Origin of the sequence: Ktedonobacter robiniae, from assembly GCF_016587375.1 — a bacterium.
Taxonomy (GTDB): Bacteria; Chloroflexota; Ktedonobacteria; order Ktedonobacterales; family Ktedonobacteraceae; genus Ktedonobacter; species Ktedonobacter robiniae.
The window spans coordinates 3,564,225-3,584,285 of record NZ_BNJG01000001.1; the positions used below are offsets into that span (position 1 = coordinate 3,564,225).

The following is a 20,061-nucleotide window of genomic DNA, read 5'->3' on the forward strand; positions in this document are numbered from 1 at the left end:
TTTCCCCTTTAGCTTGAATGCAGAACTTTCTCGATGCTTTCCTGGCCCAGGCGGCGCATGGCTTCAGTGCGTGCCTCCTGTCTACGGGCCGCGTATGCCTTTTCCTTGGGATCAGTGATATCGGGCCAGCAGGCCTTATGGTGCGCAATGTTCCCAGGTATGGCCTCCAGAGGCGGCATCTCGCGACACTTTGGCCGGGCGTAGAGGCAACGTGGCATAAAAGGGCAGCCCGTAGGAGGATGCAGCAGGTCGGGCGGCGCGCCCTCGATAGTTTTTAACTCTACCTGTCGCGCTTCATCCAACCTGGGGACAGAGGCCAGCAGACCAAGTGTATAGGGGTGGCGTGGATTGGCAAAAATCTCGTCGGTTGGCCCCTCTTCAACGACTTTCCCCGCGTACATGACGATGACGCGGTCGGTCATGCCCGCGACAACCCCCAGATCATGCGTGATAAGCATCAGGGCTGTCTGAAACTCTGTGCATATCTGACTGATGAGTTCCAGAATCTGGGCCTGTACGGTGACATCCAGGGCTGTGGTTGGCTCATCGGCGATGAGCAGGCGCGGGTTGCAGGCCAGGGCGATGGCGATCATGACGCGCTGGCGCATGCCGCCGCTGAACTGATGAGGATAGGCGTTGAGGCGCTCCGCCGCCGCTGGAATGCCAACCTGCTCCAGCAGGGTAATCGCGCGCTTGCGTGCCTCGCCCTGCGAGACCTTGAGGTGAATGCGCAAGGCCTCGATAATCTGGTTGCCAATGTTCATTGTGGGATTAAGACAGGTCATGGGGTCCTGAAAGATCATACTCATCTGGGCACCGCGTATCTTACGCATCTCGCTCTCAGGCACGCTGAGCAGGTCGTCGTCCGCGAAAATGATGCTGCCATCGGCATACTTTCCAGGCGGTTGGGGAATCAGGCGCATGATTGAGAGTGCAGTGACGCTCTTGCCGCAGCCACTCTCGCCGACGATGGCCACCTTCTCTCCGGGCCGAATGCCAAAGTTGACGCCATCGACGGCATGCACATCGCCCTGTTTCGTCTTGAAATAGGTTTTGAGATTCTGGACATCTAAGAGATACTCACTCATGGTTGCTTCCCTTTTTTCGCTACTAGCGCTCAGTCATATGGGGGTCGAGGGCATCGCGCAGGCCATCGCCCACCAGGTTGCAGCTCAGGACGGTCAGGAAGATCAGAATGCCGGGAATAAACACTAGCTTGGGATCGATATCAAGCTGTCCCTGTCCGTCGTTGATAAGTGTGCCCCAGCTGGGGAAGGGGACCTTGACGCCAAAGCCAAAGAAGCTGAGAACTGATTCTAAGATGATGTTATTGCCTACTTGCAGGGTCGCGTTCACGATAATCGGACCGATGGCATTGGGCAAGATATGGCGAAACATCAGGCGGAAGTCACCGGCGCCAATCGTACGCGCCGCCATCACATATTCGCGCTCTTTTAAGGCCAGGAACTCACCGCGCACCAGGCGAGCAGCCGTGGTCCAACCAAAGACCGCGATAAGCGTGATAATGCTCAGCGTTGATCCATTAGTAAACGAGGCCGAAAGCACGAAGAGCAGGAGATAGGTGGGAACTGAGAGGAAGACGTCGGTCACGCGCATAAGGACATTGTCGATCCAGCCGCCATAGAAGCCAGCCAGCGCGCCAATAGTGGTGCCAAGAATGATCGCGGCCAGCATGGAGGAGAGTCCCACCAGTAGCGAGACCTGGCCGCCAATCGCCGCACGCGCGAAGAGGTCGCGTCCCAGGTCATCCGCGCCAAGGGGATATTGCCACGAGGGCGCGGCCGAGGGATCGGTCAGGGCGGGCTGTGTCGCGTTGTTATGCCCGGTGATGATGGGTCCCACAAAGCAGAAGAGGAAGAGCAGGATCAGGCAGCAGGCGCCAACAGTTGCCGCGCGGTTGCGTACAAAGCGATCAAAGATGATGCGTGCCTGGCTGCGCCGCTTGCGCGCAAGCTCTGGCGTGACATCGAGCAAGGGCTCTAGTTCATCTTCTGGTGTCATGTCGAGTTGTTTGGGTGTCTCCATACAAAGCCTCCTCATGCATAGCGTATGCGCGGGTCCATGACGGCATAGAGGATATCCGCTAGTAGATTAAAGAGAACCACAAAGACCGCGCTTAGTATCAGGATTGCCAGCAAGACGGGATAATCGCGGTGCTCTGCCGAGTCCAGGAAGAGTCTTCCCATGCCGGGCCAGGCGAAGACGCTTTCGGTAATTGCCGCGCCGCCGGCGACCGAGCCAAAGTCGATGGCGACAACCGTAATTAGTGGGATAACCGCGTTGCGCAACGCGTGTCGCCTCAGAAGCGGAATGGGGGGGAGTCCCTTGGCGCGGGCGGTGCGGATATAATCCTGGCGTGTGACTTCAAGCATACTTGAGCGCATATAGCGGCTCCAGCGTGCGGTAAAGGTCAGGGCCAGGACGGTCATGGGCAGGATGAGGTGAATGAGATGGTCGAGCAAACCATTAAAAAAGTCATAGGTGTAACCTGCGGTCACGTCTCCCGATGGGGGCAGCCAGCCAAGCCAGCGTGAGAAAATCTCCTGCATGAGTAGGCCCAGCAAGAAGATAGGGAGCGAGATACCTACATAGGTCAGTGTCGTCACAAAGTAATCTGTCAGTCTCCCCTGACGCGTCGCGGAGAGCGTTCCCAACGTGATCGCGATGAAGAGCGCCAACAGCAGGGCCAGGGAGAAGAGCTCCAACGTCGAAGGAAAGTGGTCGAGAATGACGGAGGAGACGGTCTGGTTGGTGAAGAATGAGTAGCCAAAGTTGCCATGTAGTGCGCTCACCAGCCATTTAAGGTACTGGATAGGCACCGGGTCATCTAATCCCAGGCTGGCGCGTAAGGCCTGGCGTCCCGCTTCATCCAAGTTGGGGTTATAGAGCACCTCTTCGGGTCCACCCGGCAGGAGGTGGATGAGGGTGAACATAAAGATGGAGAGCAGGAAAAGGAGTGGAAGCGCTTGAAGCAAGCGCCTGATCACATATCGTCCCATAGAGATCTCCAGTACTGCTAGAGGTATATGGACAACCAACATTTATAGTGTAACATAGCCATCCCTGCGTAAAAGCCATTTCGTATGATGCGCTCTAGTTGACTAGATATACAAGCTATTCCGGGTAATGAGTGTGATGCGGGTTGGCAGCCTTCGGCTGCCAACCCGCATCACACTCATTACCCAGGCGAGCGTCATAGGCGCGAGAAGTCACGCCAACACGTTGCCTCTAGAATGTCTAGGCGGGACACTTGCCGTTGTCGCACCACCACTGTGCTACACCAACGGTCTCGGAGTTGGCGAAGGGCCCCGGCTTATAGTTGTGGGTACCCTTCTTATGGATTTCAAGGTCGATCAGGTTGTAGAGGCCGATAAACGGTAACTTGTCCAGCATCGCCTGGTGAATCTGGTTAAAGATCTGCTGGCGCTGTGTGGGATCGGATATGGCCTGCTCCTGCTGAAAGAGCTGATCAAGGCCTGAGTCGCAGAAGAAGTTCAGATTCTGCCCATGTGGTGGAATCTGGTTGCAGGCGAAAGAGGCAGCGTCATCGGGATCATATGTGTAAGAACTGGCCCACTCCGCCAGGTCATACTTTCCAGGTTGCCCAGCATTAAGGAAGGGGCCGAAGAAGGTGCTACCGGGATAGTTGGTGATGTCCAGCTTGATACCAATCTTGGCGAAGTTGGCTTGGATCAAGGCCTGGTCTTTCTCACGCCAGTGGTTATTGGCCGTGGTCGAATACTGGAACTCCAGCCGTTGTCCACCCTTCTGGCGCACATTATCGCTGCCTAGCTTCCAGCCAGCATCGTCGAGCAGCTTGTTTGCTCCCGCGATGTCAAATGCAGGACACTGTAAGTCTTGCTGGTAGCCAGGATGATAGGCAGGACCGTGATCGGTACACAGGGGAATAGCCTGTCCTAGGCGCGCCACCTGCTGTAGTTGCTGGCGGTCGATGGCCATGGCCATGGCCTTACGTACGTTGATGTCTTTAAAGATGGGGTTATTGGAGTTAATGTGTAGGCCCTCATAGCTCGCGGACGGATTGGTCACGATCTCGTAGTTTGAAAGGGCTTTATAGGATGGCGTCTTGGTGACGTCCAGGAACCAGGCCGAGTCGGCGGTGCCAGCCTGGAGATCCTTCAGGATGGTATCCTGGCTGGGGACGGCGCGGAAGACGATCTCATCCAGGTAAGGTAGCCCCTGGGAGGCCAGGTAGTAGTTGTCGTTGCGTACGACGGTGTAGTGATCTCCAGGCTTGCTCTCCTTCATCTTGAAGGGGCCACTGGTCACCTGGGGATCGAGTCCCTCGGTCTTTTTAATTTCCCCCGGATTCATGCTCTCGAAATGATGCTTGGGCAGGGGCGCGAGAGCACCATCGGTCCAGGACGCGATAAAGGGAGCATAGGGCTTTGAGAGGTGGAATGTGATCGAGAGCTTGTCGGAAGAGACCTCTGCCGACTCGATCAGGTGAATAGCGACGGTGTTGGCTGCTGCAAAGCTCGGATTACTCCAGGTCTTCCAGCTAAAATAAACATCGTCGGCGTTCAGTGGTTGTCCATCGGACCATTTTAAGCCAGGCTTGAGGGTGAATTTCCAGGTTTTAAGATCAGAGCTGATCCCGCCATTCTGCTGCGTTGGCAGGTCGGTGGCGAGCGCAGGATGAATCTGTCCAGAAGCATCGCCTTCAAAGAGTGCGGAGTAAAGGGTTCCATCTACCATGTTCGCGAACGTCTGCACTGACGCGTTAGGGATGAGTGCATCTGGCTCGTTGAAGAGATCGTCAACCCAGATACCACCACGCTGGGGTTTACTCGTATTGCTGGTAGTTGGCGTCCCCTGAGGGGCGCAGGCGCTGGCGAAGAGCATCAGCACCGAGGAGAGCGCGACAAGTATCGTCAGGAAGCGTGAACCAGGTCGCTTGACCATTTGATCCTCCTTGCAGATAAGGGCGAACAGGTAGCGTGTTGAGATTGGCTGTATAAGCATGTTCCCTCGTGCTTATTTTTACGCTACCTCTTCAACAGTTTGAAAATGCGTTTCCTTTGTCGCTGGCTTGCTTGGGGATATATACGTAGCATAACATACAAACAAGCCTTTATTGAAGTCTAGTTTGTATTTGCCATATACTACGCAAACTATCCCTTAATACTCACAAGGAAGAGCTAATAGCGGTCAGTTGTCGAAGCGTTTTATTTGTGCCCATCGATGTTGTCCAGGAGCAGGCTGGCGCAGAGGAGTGCATGCTGGCGTTGCTGGGGCGAGAGGGTCGAGAACGTCAGTGTGCGCAAGGCGTTGTGAAGGAGCGCAATAAAGTATTCGCTCATATCGTCATTGCTGAGCCTATCCAGGTGGCGAACCATACGGCGAATGTGGATGACGGTGAGGTAGGCCTTGCGTAGGGCGGCATTCTCTGTCTGGAAGGTAGCTTCAGCCTGTGCTAACTGGGTGAAACGCGTGATGCGGCAGAGCGCCTCCTCCATGTGCAGGCGTTCCTCCAGCGAGGCTGCGCGCGAGGTCAGTAATTGGAAGCGTACGACAGAGTCAAGCATCGCCAGGTCGCGTAGGTAATGTCCCTGACCTGTGCTACAGAAATCAATCAGCCATGCTCGGTGCTCCTCGTCAATGAGAATGTTATGCTGATTGAGATCGCCATGCGTCGTGCTGATATAGGTGGAGCGACGGAAGGGGCGTGTTGCTGCGGGCAGGGGATCGGTGAAGGTGCGCTCATCGTCGAGGGCGCGTAACGAGAAGCGCTGTTTGGGGTGAGGTACAATCAGGCCATCCAGGGTCTCCTCTAGCGGACGCGAGGCCTCACCAAAGGTCTGGTTATAGTTTTCGGTGAGATCACAGAGCTGCTGGCGTCCCAAATTCGCGTACCAGGATTTACAGGTATCAAAAAAGAGGTTATCGAGAACTTGCTGGATGGCCTCGCTGTCTGCCTTCTGGTAGAAGGTGCCAAAATCTTCCAACTGCTCATTCGCCGTTCCGAGCAACGAATAGATGATACCTCCCAATAAGGGCGTATAGCGTACGCTCTGGACCATCGTGTTACGCCCGCCACCGATAAAGGGGAGAACATAGGTATTAAAGTTGGTGTTCTCCTTCTCGATCTTCTGCGTTGCGCCAAATTTGGTGACCACGACGCGTGCCCCACCATACGGATTAAAGGGCTGCACGAGCATGACCCCTGTGCCACTAAAACCCGGGGCCAGCGGCCTGACCAGAACACTGTTCGCCGTGCCAAAAAGGCGGCAAAGAAGATCTGCCAGTTCTTCACGTATCTGCTGATAGCGCTGGGTGCCGGGGCGAATCCGTTCACGCTGGATATCGATGTGTGAGAGTACCTGTTCTTCGGCTTCGAGTGGCTCCCAGTGGATTTCTAGCTCCAGGTTGATCTTTTTTAGTGCTTCGCGTACGCATGTTAGTAGCTTATCGGGACTGAAACGATCCTTGGGTAGAAAGTCTGCTACCTTGTGATCATGAAAGGCTTCGTGTACATGGTCGAAGGTACCGTGTGCCGAGAGAATCACAATTTGCAGCGCGTCATTGAGGCTGTACTGGCTCAAGATCTTGAGCATGGCGACGCCTTCAAAGTTGCTAATATCCGATGAGTTCATGCGCAAGTCGAGAATGAGCAGGTGGAAAAAGGTGTCCTGTAGCTTTTGGAAAGCCGCGTCAATGGTGGCTGCGCTGTCGACCAGGTAATTCTCGGCCTGCAAGATCTCTGTAAGCTCTTCACGCCATTGAGGTAGGTCATCCACAATGAGTATGCGTCCATGCCGCTGCTGTGCCATTGTCCAGTACTCCTCTCTTTGCCAGAATTGATTACGCGTCACGCTCTCTACCTCTTAGACGATGTGTCACCGCGTTTCTTGAAAAAGCCATTGTCCTTTTCTACTCCTTTGGTAGCAGCAGCGTAAAAGTGACGCCAGGGCCATCGGGGTTGTCTTCAAACCAGAGATACCCATGCTGGCGTAAGGCGTTGCGGCGGGCGCTCCAGAGGCCAAAGCCCGAGCTGCCCTTGGTGGAGTAGAATAGACTAAAGACCTTGTTCTTGATGTGTGGCTCGATGCCCTTGCCGTTATCACTAACCTGGATGGCAACCTTATCTTTCTGGTTATAGGCACGCAAGCTTAAGCGTCCAGTGGGTTGCTGCTGCATGGCCTCTATCGCATTATTAATTAGGTTACGCAGGATGTCATGGGCGAGAGCTTCGCGCACATGCACATGGCCAGCATCTGGCGCGATATCCTGGTATACCTCGATATGGGCCGGGATGTGACTCTGGAGGATGGCGCTCTCAAGGAGCGTACGCGGTGAGATAGAGATTTTTTCGTCGGCAGCCCCTGGACCCGGATCTGTGATCACTTCTTTGAGTTCTGTACTCAGGTCAAGAACCGTACGTACCGACTTCTCCGTCTTGTCGAGCTTACTTTCTATAATTTCATCACGCATATGATGATAGTCCAGGCGTCGTTTTATGCTGGAAATATAGGTTTCGACCAGGCCAAGATCATTGCCCAGGCGATGGGTCAACTCGAAGGCCGATTGCCCGATCAGACTCACCTCCTCGGCGGCCCTGGCGCGCTGTTCGGACTCTAACCGGGCCTGTGACACTTCCAGGCGATAAATGGTACTCCCAAGCTGCTGAGCCAGGCTATCATAGAATTCGATATCGGTCTTGCCAAAGTGTCCTGCTTCACGATGGACCAGGGTGAGTGTGCCATACAGGCGTCTGTCGAAGCGAATGGGGAGGAGGAGCATGGCCTGACCATCTCTGGGTTCTGGCTGCGAGGTGGATGTATAAGCCTGCTTGCCGATAATGATCTTCTCATGATGTTTGAGGATCAACTGATAATGCTGCTCAGCGGTGCTGATGGGTCCATGTTCATGTAGGATGCCTGGTGCGGAGAAGCGCAGACGCTGGAGTGCATCAGCGTGCTCATCATAGCGGCACAGTTCAACATAGCTCTGGCTATAGTGTTCCGCTAGTTGAAAAACGATCTGGTATCCTTGCTCGAGCTGGCTGATATCGTTGAGTTCTCCCAATTCGCGACTGGCGCGATACAGTAGGGCGAAGTGTTGCTTCTCCTTCTCTGCCTCCTGGTAAAGCTCGGCGTTGCGTAAGGCGACAATCGCCAGGTCGGCCAGTCCCTGGAGCAGGCGCTCATCGCTCTCATCAAAGGCCTGTTCTTCTGGACTCTCGATATTGAGCACACCTTTGAGCTCACCATTGACGAGCATCGGCACGGCCAGCTCTGAGCGCGTATCCTGAATGTAGCGCAGGTAGATCTCTTTCCAGCCTGGCTGTGAGGGATCGATATTCAACAGTTGCCTGGTGCGGGCAACCTGTCCGACGATGCCTTCGTTCACGCTATGTTCCCTTCCTTTCTTATCGGGTAAGACGCCACGCTCGGCAGCCATCCAGAGGACTTGCTCTTCGCGATCATAGAGCATGAGGCAGCCCGTACGCGATTTGTTTTGCATGAGTTCGAGCGCTTTATCGAGGATAAGCGCAAAGACACGCTTCGTTTCTAGCTGGCTGGTAAGCTCCTTGCTAATGGCGTAGAGCGCCTGCCGTTCGTTGGCGAGGCGCTTCTCTCGTTCATAGGCCTGAGCTTTGGCAATGGCCAGTACGGCCTGTCCAGCCAGCGTCTCCAGAAATTCCTGGTCTTCCTGGTGAAATGCGCCGATACGCGTGCTTTCAAAATTGAGCACACCAATGGCTTGCTCGCCATTAAGAAGGGGAATATCTAATTCGGAGTTGGTATCAGGCACCTTATTGATATAGAGGCTGCTCCAGGGAGCATCGCTATGCACGTTATCAACGCGCACTGAACGTTTGTAGTGAATGGCCCAATTGGTCAGGCCGCGCCCCTCAGAGAAGGGGATTTTAAAGGGCTGCTTTAGAACGGCATGGGTCCCATAGGCGGCTTTGGCCTCAAGTGTTTGTTTCTTGCGATCATAGAGCATGATACATGCCCCTTCGACGGGGACATAGGTAAGGGCCTGGTGTAAGAGCGTCTCCAGAAGCGCCTCCAGGTCGAGTGTGCTATTCAGCTCTTTATCAATGCGTTGTAAGATTTCTAGCTCGCGTACCCTGCGTTGTAGGAGACTATTGAAGGTCTGCGCGTTGCGGATCGCGATGGCGGCAAAGTGGGCCAGGCCTTCAATCAGCAGCTTTTGCGACCGGTCGAAATATTGGCTTTGCTCGTAGAAGATGAAGAGGACTCCAACCGCTTCCACGTCCACACGTAAGGGCACAATGGCCAGTGATTTAATGCCTTCCTGGACCAGGGGGAGCCGAACTCTTTTGAGTAGTGGCTCGCGGGTCGAGCTACATGTAGGTTCAAAAAGGGTATGGGGATGGAAGGTCATATGCTCGGTCACCTGTTCTTGCCAGTCTCTCACCAGGGGGTCATGCTTGAGGATATGAGATGGTTCGCCGCTCAGGAGGCGCTCTGGTGGTGTTGGGTCATAGGTAGTGCCGACCAGGGTGGGTTTCAGAACAACGCGTTTGGCCCCGCTTGCGATCTGGATGCGCTCTATGATCTCTCTAAGGGGATAATGGAGCTGGCTGGTGAGCAGGCGACCGGCCTCATTAAGCTGTGTCAGACTATCATAAAGGCGGATATTATTGATAGCCATGAGGATATGGTTGCCCAGCACTTGCAGAATAGCCATATCTTCATGCGTGTAGGCATATGGGTGGGGATGCTGGACGGAGAGCACACCCAGAGGAATCTCCCCCAGTAGCAGAGGGACGAAGATAAAGGATTCCTTGGGCAAGGTGCCACGCACCGGAGCGATATGAAAAGGTAGCTGCTGAGCCTGGCTACTGAGATGTTCGACCAGGACAGGGCGACGTGTTTGTAAGACATACTTGCTGGCCCCACTGGGTGGGCGATCTCCTTCGCGAATCGCATTTCCCTCATCGATGCCATAGAGGTCACGCGTATGCGTTGGGGCCTGGTAGATCGCCAGCATCAGAGCATGGCGAGCATCGAGCAGATTATTTAAGAGTGGATAGAGGGTAGGAAGCAGGGTATCAATGGATATAACCTCCTGGTTGATAACCTGCCCAATATGCGTCACCTCGCGGTAACGTTGCAGCATCCATGTCTCTTGTAAGACGAATGTTGCCAATCTGGAAAATTGCTTCAATAGCTCCTCTTCGAGAGAAGTTGATGGGGATAATTCACGGAAGGCCAGGGTGAGCATCGCAAAAGGAGGATGACCTGGTCGATTGCTCAGAGCAAAAGAGATTAAGGAATGTACCTGCTCTGCCCGTGTATAGTCGGAGTGATAGAGAGGCCTTGCCCGCAAGTCTGAGACATAAAGGATTTCTGGCTGTATCTCCTGAACCTCTCGCGAGAGGGAGGGGGCTATGGTCTCCTCGCGAAGGATATGCGCGCGCGGCGCGGCAGGCGACGAGTCTCTCTGCTGTCTCTCGGCGTAGAGGGCACGTGCGTAGTGAAACGTTCCTGTGACGGGATGATAGGCGGTCAGAATGCAGATATCAGGTGTAAAGAGGGCGCGCGCCTGCTCTGCTATGTGCAGGAGCGCTTCAGCGAGATTCCCGCGCTCATATATCTCAGCCGTGAGCCGCTGCGCAAGCTGAGCAAGGGGGATTGAGGAGAATGGGGAGCGCATAGTGTATTCCTCCACCTGAAAATAGAATACGTTAGATGTTTTTGCAAATATATTGTAGTATTGAGTGTACTTTGTTATGCTAACAAAAACAATTGTTTTGTAGCTAGCTCCTGTTTTGAAGATACTCTAAGCACGTTGGTGGGAGAACCCCATATATGGGACAGGTGGGGGACATCTAGGGGGCATCGTTCGCTTTTTTTAGAATGCCAGGACCATTTGTATCAAAGGGATTTACATGGAAAAGCGAGTACACTGGTACGAAAACCTGAGGCGTGAGCGCAAGCTACGCGGATTATCCCAGAGCGAGGTCGCGACTGCGCTCCAATGTGATACAAAAACCGTAGGGCGTTGGGAGCGAGGAGAAGCCTTTCCCAGTCCGTATTATATCCAGCGGCTGACCCATTTTTTTCAGAAAGACGCGCTAACTTTGGGCCTGTTTGAGGATACTCTGGTACCTGAGACGGGAGAAGCATTGCCGCAGTTACAGGCAGCCACTCTACAACCAGCGGAGCCAGAAACTGTGGCGCATACCGAGCCGCGCCTGGAGGTTATACCTCGTCATGAAGAGTGGGGCGAGGCTCCCTACGTCGAGGAGTTCTTTGGCCGGGACATAGAACAAGAACTCCTCAGAGGTTGGGTACTTGAGGGGGGCTGCCGAATCGTGGCGTTTCTGGGGATGGGTGGCGTAGGAAAAACTACCTTCGCGCGCGTTATCGCTGAGCAGCTCAAAAGTGCCTTCTCATCTGTCCACTGGTTCTCGCTCCAGAATGCGCCTACCCCTGAAACCTATATGCGCGCCTGCCTGCAACACATGGAGGCGCTGACCCCCACGGAGACCCTGTCATTTGAAGCCTCCCTCGCTCGCCTGTTGCGGTGCTGTGCCGAGAAGCGCTGCCTCTTGATTCTCGATAACATGGAGTCGATCCTTCAGGGAGGCGAGCAGGCCGGGCGCTATCGCGTGGGCTATGAGGCGTATGGCCAACTCCTGACCCACCTCGGTACCCATCCTCATCAGAGCTGTTTGTTGCTAACCAGTCGCGAGAAGCCGAAGGAGATTACACGCCTGGAGGGGGGGAGCGCCCGCGTGCGCTCACTTGTGTTGCCAGCGCTGGGAGTGGCCGAGAGCCAGCAACTCTTGCAGGAGAAGGAACTGATTGGCTCAGATGCCGAATGGGAGGCGCTTCTAGGGTTGTACGCAGGTAATCCCCTGGCGCTCAAGCTCGTCTCGGCCTCCATTCGTGAACTCTTTGATGGCTCTATTGGCGAATTCCTACGTGAGGGCGAGGCCGTCTTTGGAGATATTTCGGTGCTTCTGGAGCAGCAATTTCATCGCCTCTCCAGCCTGGAGCAGGACCTGCTCCAATGGTTGGCGATTGAGCGCGAACCCGTCAGTCTCCAGACCTTGAGTGACGACCTGATCATCCCAGTCGCGAAAGGGGCGCTTCTGGATGCGCTCAATTCCCTGCGGCGGCGCTCGATGGTGGAGATAAGCGTCGAGCATCGTTTTACCCTACAGCCCGTGATTATGGAGTTTATGATTGAACGCCTGGTAGAGTTATTGTTTATGAACCTGTGTGCGGGCGACCTGGCGGGATGTAGCGGCTACGCGGTACTGAAGGCGCAGGCCAGCGACTACGTCCGCGAGAGCCAGGTGCGGCTGATTGTCCAGCCGTTGCTCAAGAAGTTGTTAGCAGCATTGGGGCATACGCATTGTGAGCGTCATTTGCGAACCTTACTTGATCGCCTACGTGAGGGGGAGGGTCTGGAGAGTGGCTATGGAGCTGGAAACATTGTGAATCTACTTGTAACATTAAATGCGAACCTGCAAGGGCTGGATTGCTCCTCACTCACCATTCGCCAGGCTTATCTGCAAGGCAAAGTCTTTGCCTTTGTGAACCTGGCGCACGCCACGCTCTTGAACTGTGCGCTCAACGACTCCTTTGCCTGGATACTGTGCCTGGCGGTCAGCCAGGATGGACGCTTGCTCGCGACAGGTACCACTGTCGGGACCATACATGTCTGGAGGACCGATGACGCCACGCCTGTCCTGACCTGTAGTGGGCATAGCGAGGAGATACGCTCGCTGGCCTTTAGCCCGGATGGTCGCTACCTGGCGAGTGGGAGCGAGGACCATACGGTGCGTCTTTGGGAGGTCGAGAGTGGAGCCTGTCAGCATATCTTACATGGGCATCGCGACCAGGTGCGCACCGTTGCCTTTAGCCCGGATGGACGCTATGTCGCCAGCGCGGGTGAAGATCGGCTCATTTATCTATGGGATACCTTTTCTGGGCATGTAGCGAGCGTACTGGATGGGCATAGCCAGAGGGTGCGCTCTCTGGTCTTCCATCCCAGCCTGCCATTGCTGGCCTCAACTGGAGATGAGACGACAGTACGTTTGTGGGATTATGAGCAAGGTGCGCATGTCGCGACCCTGGCTGGGTCGAACCAGGCAGTGCGCGTCGTGGCCTTCAGCCCTGACGGACGCTTGCTGGCGGCAGGAAGCGAAGACCACACGATTCGGCTCTGGCGAACGGAGGATTACGAGCAAGTCGCGGTATTGCAGGGCCAGGGGAGCCGCGTTCGTACCATGCATTTTAGTGCCGATAGCACCTTGTTGGCGAGCGCGGGCGACGATCAGATGCTGAATCTCTGGGATATGACAAGCCATCAACGCATCCACCAGGTACATGCTCACGGGAGTCGCATCTGGTCAGTAGTATTCGTTCCCAATACCACACAGCTCATCAGTACCAGCGAGGATGACACAATCCGTTGGTGGGACCGGCGGAGTATGCTCTGTTTGCGTACCTTACGCGGCTACACCGACCTGTTGAAGGCGCTGGCCTATAGTCCAGATGGGCGCCTGCTATTAAGTGGGAGCGAGGACCGTACCCTTCGCCTCTGGGAGGTAGAGACCGGGCGTAGTCTGCGTGCGCTGCGCGGACATCAGAATCGCGTCCGCACCGTTGCCTATAGTCAAGATGACTTTACTATTGCCAGCGGAAGCGAGGATGAGACAGTTCGTCTCTGGGACGCGCGCACGGGACACTGTCTTCGTATCTTACGTGGACACACACACCTGGTCCGCTCAGTAGTCTTCAGCGCCGATGGCTCCTTGCTTGCCAGTGGCAGTCATGATTTGACGGTATGCGTCTGGGAAGTCGCAACTGGCCAGTTGCTCAGACGCATAGAGGGCATCACTGGGTATATCTGGAAGGTCGCCTTTCATCCAGTCACCAGGCAGCTTGCCTGTGGCACTGACGATCCCGTAATTCGCTTATGGAACAGCGAGACGGGCGAGGTGGTGCGCGAATTTACCGGTCATACCCATCGTGTCTGGGCTATAGAGTTTAGCCCGGATGGGCGCTACCTGGCCAGCTGTAGTGACGATCTAACGCTGCGGGTATGGGACGTAGCGAGCGGAGCCTGTCTGCATATCATGGATGGCCATACTGGCTGGGTACGCACGCTGGCCTTTCACCCTGACGGCACGCTGCTCGCCACGGGCAGCCATGACCAGACTATTCGCCTCTGGGAGGTGCAGACGGGGCGCTGCCTGGCGGTATGGCGCGGACATGAAGGCTGGATCTGGTCGGTAACCTTTCGTCCCGATGGGGCACAGTTAGCTAGTTGCAGCGATGATGGCACAATCAAGCTCTGGGACATGGCGAGTGGTGCCTGTATACGCACTCTACGCAGCACACGGACCTACGAAGGCACAAACATTTACGGCGTCATTGGCCTTTCAGAGGCACAACGCGAGGCACTCCACTTCCTTGGAGCCATCGAAGAGGAGATATAATATCGCAAGGTTATGAGACGTGCTGTGGTAAGACCTCTGGTCTTACCACAGCACGTCTCATAACCTTGCGATATATTTTGTTGGAACCGACGGGGGCGGTTCCAACGTGCTAGAGAATAGAGATAGGAGAGCGTCGCAAAGCGCACAACATTAATTGCTTGCAGTTCTCTTATAAGAGAGAAAGGCTGGATCTTATGTCTATCGAGAAAAAAGAGACGCTGCCAGAAGTTATCGCCGCCGAGTTTGAAAGTATACGTGATGATGAGGAGGCGCGGGCTATCTACGCACGTGTGTTGGGATTGGGCCTTGTCGCAGGCTTGCGCTCAATGACCCCCTTTACGCTGCTTGACTGGACCAAAGAACGCGATCCTGAGCCGAAGAATGGCCTGGAGGAGTTACTGGCCTCGCCCGCGACCCGCGTCGTCACCAGCTTTCTCGCCACCGGCGAAATAGTAGGCGATAAGCTCCCCATGACCCCCTCACGTACCGAGCCAGCTCCCCTGATTGGCCGTCTGGGCATCGGCGCGCTGACCGGTCTGTTGCTCAGTCGCCGCTATGGCAAGTCGCTCTGGCTAGGTGCGGCTCTGGGGGCTGCAGGAGCCGGTGTCGGCACCTTCGCAGGCTATAATGTACGCTCATGGCTCACCAAAAACACCTTCCTGCCCGATCCGGTCGTTGCTCTGCTAGAGGATGGCCTGGCCCTGGGCCTTGGTTACCTCGCAGTTAAAGAATAAACAGTATTACTAAAGAGAAGGCCGCGCTGTGTCTCCTGGGGCATAGCGCGGCCTTCTCTTTAGTAATACTTGACTTATATTATCAAGTGTATCAACTCGACATTAGATCACAAATTTTGTGGGGAAACTTGATATTTGCGCGATACTCTGGGTATACTTTTAGGCAAGGTAGAGAATGCCTGGATTAAAAGAAGCTGTATTGTCTGGGAAGGAACATGGAGCTAATGATAACGACCGCAGAGCATCGATCCGATCGATACGTAAAGGGAACAAGAAAGTCAGCCTATGCGCGCCCACGCGTGGTGGGTATAAAGACCGAGGTCCCCCTGATTACTGGTGAGAAGGTACGCTATGTAAACCTGGATAGTGCGGCGAGCACGCCGCCACTGGTCAAGGTACGCCAGGCCGTCGATGACTTCCTCCCGTGGTATTCAAGCGTACACCGGGGCGCGGGCTATAAGTCGCGCCTCTCGACCCACCTCTATGAGCATGCACGCGATGCCGTGATGCGCTTCGTTGGCACGACGCCAAAGACGCACGTGGTGGTATTTGTACGCAACACAACCGAAGCCTTGAATCTCCTGGCTCACCGGACATTGCTGGAAGACGATGAGCTTATTTTGACGACGAAGATGGAGCACCACTCCAATCTCCTGCCCTGGTTTCGCAAGAAGCATGAGATAGTGCAGCTCACCGAGGATGGCCGCATCGACATGGCGGACCTGGAGCAGCGCCTGTATCAGCATGAGGGGAAGGTCAAGCTGATTACCATCAGCGCCGCCTCGAATGTAACGGGCCTGGTCAATGATGTCCACCAGGTGGCGCGCCTGGCCCACGCGCATGGCGCGAAGATCGCCGTCGACGCCGCCCAGTTGACTCCACATCGACACATTTCGATGGGAACATACGGGACTGCTGATTGTATCGATATCGTGGCCTTCTCAGGCCATAAGCTCTATGCGCCCTATGGTGCCGGTGCGCTGGTGGTTCCCGCTACTCTCTTCGCTGATGGCGACCCCATGCTCGTGGGTGGTGGTACTGCCTGCCTGGTGACAAGTTCGGGCATTAAGTGGGCCACGGGTCCCGATCTAGAGGAAGCGGGTTCGCCAAATGTGATTGGCGTGGTGGCGATGGCTGCCGCTCTGGAAGAACTGATGCGCTTCGGCATGGAGCGCGTGGCGGAACATGAGCGTGAACTGACACGCTATGCCATCCAGCGTTTGCAGGGTGTGCCAGGCCTTACCCTGCGCGGCCCTGCGTGGGAATCGGTGCTGGCAGGTGAAGAGGATCGCCTGGGCGTCTTCTGCTTCACCATGGAGGGACAAAGCTATGAGAAAGTCGCCGCGGTGCTGGCGAACGAGTGGGGCGTCGGTGTGAGGAGTGGCTGTTTCTGCGCGCATCTCTACGTGGCGCACCTGTTGGGGATCTCCGAGGAGGACGCCTCAGAGGCGCGGGAACGTTTACTCACAGGTCTCCCTGTCGAACTGCCAGGGATGGTGCGTGCCAGCCTGGGCCTGGCCAATAGCAAGGATGATATTGACCGCCTGGCATCTGGCCTGATGGCCATCGCTCGCGGCGAGATCCGCGCCCAGTATGTGCATAATGAGCATGGCGACCTGGAGCCAGTTGGTGATAAGCATGCCTTCGAAGCCCACGGCATGAGCTTCCTCGCCTAATAAGGGAAAGAGATGAGCAATGGCCCCTATGCCATAGGGGCCATGCTGGCCTGGCCAGAAGCTTGAGGGACTCATGGCGCAGGCTTAGAAATCGCAATGATATTTCTATGTGCGTCGATGACAACGATGTTTTCGTTGTTGACCCAGTGAAGTACTCCTCCACCATACCCTTGCTCCGGCCCAGGTACAGAGCCTAGAAATTTTTTGGCGGTTGCATCCCAGAATGCAGTTGCATTCCAGAAGTAGATAATATTTTGCTGGTCAATTGCAGCTATAGTGTGTCCATCTGGCGACCAGGCCAGGTCAGAGAAAATAGATGCCTGTGTGCCAGCGATAAGATCAAAGGTAAATGTCTGTCTAGTTGTGAGTGACCAGAGGCTCACCGGCCCTGAATAAGGCGCGGCGGCGATCCATTTCCCATCGGGCGACCAGCGCACAACGATGCCGTTGTAGTCGGGAACCTTTGTTTGTGATAGAAGGAGCGCATACGTGTAAGTGAGCTGGCGAGAGCTTCCGATTTCCCAAACTTGTAACATGTCATGCACATTGCTGGTGGCTAGCATTTTGCTATCGGGTGACCAATCAAGCCCAAGCATGGCGCCCGTAGGAGCCATGTATTTGGCGACGACTTGCCCGGTTGTGGGATCGAGTATCTGAAAGTTCGCTGCCTGGCTGGCTCCTTCTTTCTGGACCATTGCCAGGTAATTGCCGTCTGGCGACCAGGCCAGGTGTATGGTTACTTCGTTCGCCGGGGTAGATGTATCAGGTGCTGTAATCTGTGTGTGTTGCCGCTGCCGCCAATTCCAGATCGTGACGCTGCCATCGCCAGCGGCGGTCGCAAAGCGCTGGCTATCTGGCGACCAGGCAGGACGTGTCTCGGAGATGATATTTTCTTCCCCTGCCCAGATTGACTCCTGTTTACGAATATCCCACACATGAAAGATATTCTTAGCGAGGCTAATGCATGTGTGTCCATCGGGCGCGATGATGCTGGAATAAATTACTTGAGAATCTGTGGCGGCCTTGTCTAGTTTATTGAGAGAGGTGATAAGATTTTGTATCCCACCGATTGTCGCGCCACCAGCGATTGTGGCGACGCTTAGGGCCAGTCCTCCCGCGACAATGGCTCGCCGCGAGAAGCGTCGTCCAGGCGTGGATGGCCCGGGCTTTGGGGTCGGAACCTGGATCTGAACCTGGCCTGCCCCTGGCGTGCCACCAGGCATGCCCAGCGGTTGCGTTGGCGTATGAGGGCGAGTTTGCTGGTTGCTGCCAAGTATAAGAGACGCGATCCGAATACCCTGGCGGCGCGCGATACGCAGGATTTCGTGGTAAACCTCGGCGATGGTGGAGGGGCGCTCAGCGATATTGAGGCGCACCATACGGTCAACGAGCGTCGCTAGTTCAGTAACGCCTGCCTGTCCATAAGCGTATGAGGAGGAGAACTTAAAGGGGGTCTCCGCCGGGTCCTCACCTGAGAGCAGGTGATGCAGGAGCGCGCCGAGACTATAGATATCCGAGGCGGGTGTTGTCTGAGCCTTGCCATATTGCTCGGGTGCGGCATAGCCGGGGGAGCCAAAAGGGATGGTATCTCTGGCCTGGCCTGGTTTAAAATGGCGGGCGATGCCAAAGTCAATCAAATAGAGTTGCCCCGCCGGGCTGCGCATAATGTTGGAGGGTTTGAGGTCGCGAAAGATAACCGGGGGCTGGCGCGTATGCAGGTAGCTCAGCACATCGCAGAGCTGTAGCGCGATTGAGAAGATCTCTTCAAAAGCCAGGAGAGGCGCTGGCTGAGCTGAATGTCCAGGTGTCCCCCGGCCCTCAAGATAGCTTTCAAGCGTCTGGCCTTCGATAAAATCCATGACCAGGTACCAGTGTTCAGGATCGGTAAAGTGGTTATAGACGCGTGGTAGGTGGACATGCGTCAACTGTGGAAGAAGGCTTACCTCGCGATTAAAGGCATCCGTCGCCTCGATAGCTTGCTGAGGAGTAAGGTTGCGCAGGTTGATCTGCTTTAGCGCACGGACTGTATTCTGCTCCTGTGTATCCAACACTTTATAGACCGCGCCAAAGCCACCCAGGCCGACCTGCGCCAGGATGAGATAGCGCTCTCCAACGAGAAAAGGCGTCTCCTCCTCGCTCTCAGGTGACGTTAATTGGCGTTGGCAGGCGAAGCAGGTGGCGTCTTGCAGAGAATTGCCTGCCCCACAATGGGCGCAGTAGAGCGTTTCTAAGGCCATCGTTGATATCCTTGTATTGGCGTGGGCTGGCTGCCTGGTAAATAAGGGAAAGAGGTAGATTACGGAGGGATAAAACCCCTTATATAGTATAGACGCGCATTATTGGTTTTTGTTACATCAATTTTGTGTTCAAGTAAGAAAATTTAAATAAGCCGTTTTTTCTTATTGTGGGTAGTTTAGGATAAATAATGCTGGAAGAAATTGAGAGATTGAAGCATGCTTTGCAGCATGTCTATTGGCTGGGTGGTTCACCTTGCGCGGGGAAAAGCTCGATTGCGAATGAACTTGTTACTCGTTATGGCTGGCGGCTATACCGCTGTGATGACGCGTATGCCAGGCATGCCCAGGAGGCGACTGTGACAAATGAGCCAACGCTCTATCACTTAAGCCGCCTGACGCCTGATGCCCTTTGGATTGAGAGAAGCGTCGAGCAGCAGATTCGCGAAGAATTTGCTTTCTACCATGATGAGTGGCGTTTGATTGTGCGTGACCTTGAGGCATTGCCGCGTGATGTCCCTATCCTGGCTGAGGGATCGGCCCTATTGCCGGGGTTGGTTGCTCCTCTTTTGTGCGAGAGATCAAAGGCGATGTGGATGGTCCCAACTATGGAGTTCCAGTTAACGTACTATCAGCAGCGCGCCTGGGCCAGAGAGGTTGTGAGGGAGTGTCGTGATCCTGAACAGGCCTTTGAGAACTGGATGCAGCGCGATAGCGGTTTCGCGCGTGCCGTAATCCAGGAAGCGCGGCAATATCACCTGGATGTAGTAGTCGTTGACGGCACACGCACCTTAGCGCAGAATCTGGCCTATGTGGAGCAAGCCTGGCGTGGTGATGTACAGGTTTAGCGTGGAAAGCAGGATGATTGTTCAGGTATCTCAGAACGCTATACTGAATGTGGAATGGGTGGCCGAGCTGGGGATAAGGAGCTATTTTTTAGA

Annotated in this window: 11 protein-coding genes; 4 read left to right on the forward strand and 7 right to left on the reverse strand. The window is 55.1% G+C overall.

The window, feature by feature from the left end:
• Positions 1 to 8: 8 nt before the first annotated feature.
• The 6 genes from JMJ04_RS14880 to JMJ04_RS14905 all read right to left on the reverse strand — a co-directional run bounded on the left by JMJ04_RS14880 (position 9) and on the right by JMJ04_RS14905 (position 10,674).
• Positions 9 to 1,088, reverse strand: coding sequence for an ABC transporter ATP-binding protein (locus tag JMJ04_RS14880; RefSeq protein WP_201371245.1), 1,080 nt, complete (start codon positions 1,086 to 1,088; stop codon positions 9 to 11).
• A gap of 22 nt (positions 1,089 to 1,110) precedes the next feature.
• Entirely contained in the window at positions 1,111 to 2,046 is a 936-nt protein-coding gene (locus tag JMJ04_RS14885; RefSeq protein WP_201371246.1) for an ABC transporter permease, read from the reverse strand.
• An 11-nt stretch (positions 2,047 to 2,057) separates the two neighbouring features.
• Complete coding sequence (locus tag JMJ04_RS14890; RefSeq protein WP_201371247.1) at positions 2,058 to 3,020, reverse strand: ABC transporter permease; 963 nt, start codon at positions 3,018 to 3,020, stop codon at positions 2,058 to 2,060.
• A 238-nt stretch (positions 3,021 to 3,258) separates the two neighbouring features.
• Positions 3,259 to 4,947, reverse strand: a complete 1,689-nt coding sequence (locus JMJ04_RS14895; RefSeq protein ID WP_201371248.1) for an ABC transporter substrate-binding protein — start codon at positions 4,945 to 4,947, stop codon at positions 3,259 to 3,261.
• A gap of 263 nt (positions 4,948 to 5,210) precedes the next feature.
• Complete coding sequence (locus tag JMJ04_RS14900) at positions 5,211 to 6,815, reverse strand: response regulator (RefSeq protein WP_201371249.1); 1,605 nt, start codon at positions 6,813 to 6,815, stop codon at positions 5,211 to 5,213.
• A gap of 100 nt (positions 6,816 to 6,915) precedes the next feature.
• The gene (locus JMJ04_RS14905; protein WP_201371250.1) at positions 6,916 to 10,674 is read right to left on the reverse strand and encodes a GAF domain-containing protein; all 3,759 of its coding nucleotides are present in this window, start codon (positions 10,672 to 10,674) and stop codon (positions 6,916 to 6,918) included.
• Positions 10,675 to 10,909: 235 nt separating this feature from the next.
• Here JMJ04_RS14905 and JMJ04_RS14910 point away from each other — a divergent pair, with 235 nt between their 5' ends.
• The 3 genes from JMJ04_RS14910 to JMJ04_RS14920 all read left to right on the forward strand — a co-directional run bounded on the left by JMJ04_RS14910 (position 10,910) and on the right by JMJ04_RS14920 (position 16,886).
• Positions 10,910 to 14,476: a WD40 domain-containing protein gene (locus tag JMJ04_RS14910; protein WP_201371251.1), complete on the forward strand. Its 3,567-nt coding sequence runs from the start codon at positions 10,910 to 10,912 to the stop codon at positions 14,474 to 14,476.
• Between the two features lie 194 nt (positions 14,477 to 14,670).
• Complete coding sequence (locus JMJ04_RS14915) at positions 14,671 to 15,210, forward strand: DUF4126 family protein (protein WP_201371252.1); 540 nt, start codon at positions 14,671 to 14,673, stop codon at positions 15,208 to 15,210.
• A gap of 224 nt (positions 15,211 to 15,434) precedes the next feature.
• Positions 15,435 to 16,886 (forward strand): aminotransferase class V-fold PLP-dependent enzyme, encoded by a 1,452-nt coding sequence (locus JMJ04_RS14920; protein ID WP_201371253.1) that lies wholly within the window; start codon positions 15,435 to 15,437, stop codon positions 16,884 to 16,886.
• A 71-nt stretch (positions 16,887 to 16,957) separates the two neighbouring features.
• Here JMJ04_RS14920 and JMJ04_RS14925 read toward each other — a convergent pair whose 3' ends face one another.
• Entirely contained in the window at positions 16,958 to 19,123 is a 2,166-nt protein-coding gene (locus tag JMJ04_RS14925) for a serine/threonine-protein kinase (protein ID WP_201371254.1), read from the reverse strand.
• Positions 19,124 to 19,311: 188 nt separating this feature from the next.
• On the opposite strand from JMJ04_RS14925, the gene JMJ04_RS14930 reads away from it, so the two are divergent.
• Positions 19,312 to 19,968: a hypothetical protein gene (locus JMJ04_RS14930; protein ID WP_201371255.1), complete on the forward strand. Its 657-nt coding sequence runs from the start codon at positions 19,312 to 19,314 to the stop codon at positions 19,966 to 19,968.
• Positions 19,969 to 20,061: the final 93 nt, after the last annotated feature.

Bases quoted from the DNA above. Each gene is read 5' to 3' on its own strand.
- JMJ04_RS14880 (WP_201371245.1), bottom strand. From the start codon at position 1,088: ATGAGTGAGTATCTCTTAGATGTCCAGAATCTCAAAACCTATTTCAAG.
- JMJ04_RS14885 (WP_201371246.1), bottom strand. From the start codon at position 2,046: ATGGAGACACCCAAACAACTCGACATGACACCAGAAGATGAACTAGAG.
- JMJ04_RS14890 (WP_201371247.1), bottom strand. From the start codon at position 3,020: ATGGGACGATATGTGATCAGGCGCTTGCTTCAAGCGCTTCCACTCCTT.
- JMJ04_RS14895 (WP_201371248.1), bottom strand. From the start codon at position 4,947: ATGGTCAAGCGACCTGGTTCACGCTTCCTGACGATACTTGTCGCGCTC.
- JMJ04_RS14900 (WP_201371249.1), bottom strand. From the start codon at position 6,815: ATGGCACAGCAGCGGCATGGACGCATACTCATTGTGGATGACCTACCT.
- JMJ04_RS14905 (WP_201371250.1), bottom strand. From the start codon at position 10,674: ATGCGCTCCCCATTCTCCTCAATCCCCCTTGCTCAGCTTGCGCAGCGG.
- JMJ04_RS14910 (WP_201371251.1), top strand. From the start codon at position 10,910: ATGGAAAAGCGAGTACACTGGTACGAAAACCTGAGGCGTGAGCGCAAG.
- JMJ04_RS14915 (WP_201371252.1), top strand. From the start codon at position 14,671: ATGTCTATCGAGAAAAAAGAGACGCTGCCAGAAGTTATCGCCGCCGAG.
- JMJ04_RS14920 (WP_201371253.1), top strand. From the start codon at position 15,435: ATGATAACGACCGCAGAGCATCGATCCGATCGATACGTAAAGGGAACA.
- JMJ04_RS14925 (WP_201371254.1), bottom strand. From the start codon at position 19,123: ATGGCCTTAGAAACGCTCTACTGCGCCCATTGTGGGGCAGGCAATTCT.
- JMJ04_RS14930 (WP_201371255.1), top strand. From the start codon at position 19,312: ATGCTGGAAGAAATTGAGAGATTGAAGCATGCTTTGCAGCATGTCTAT.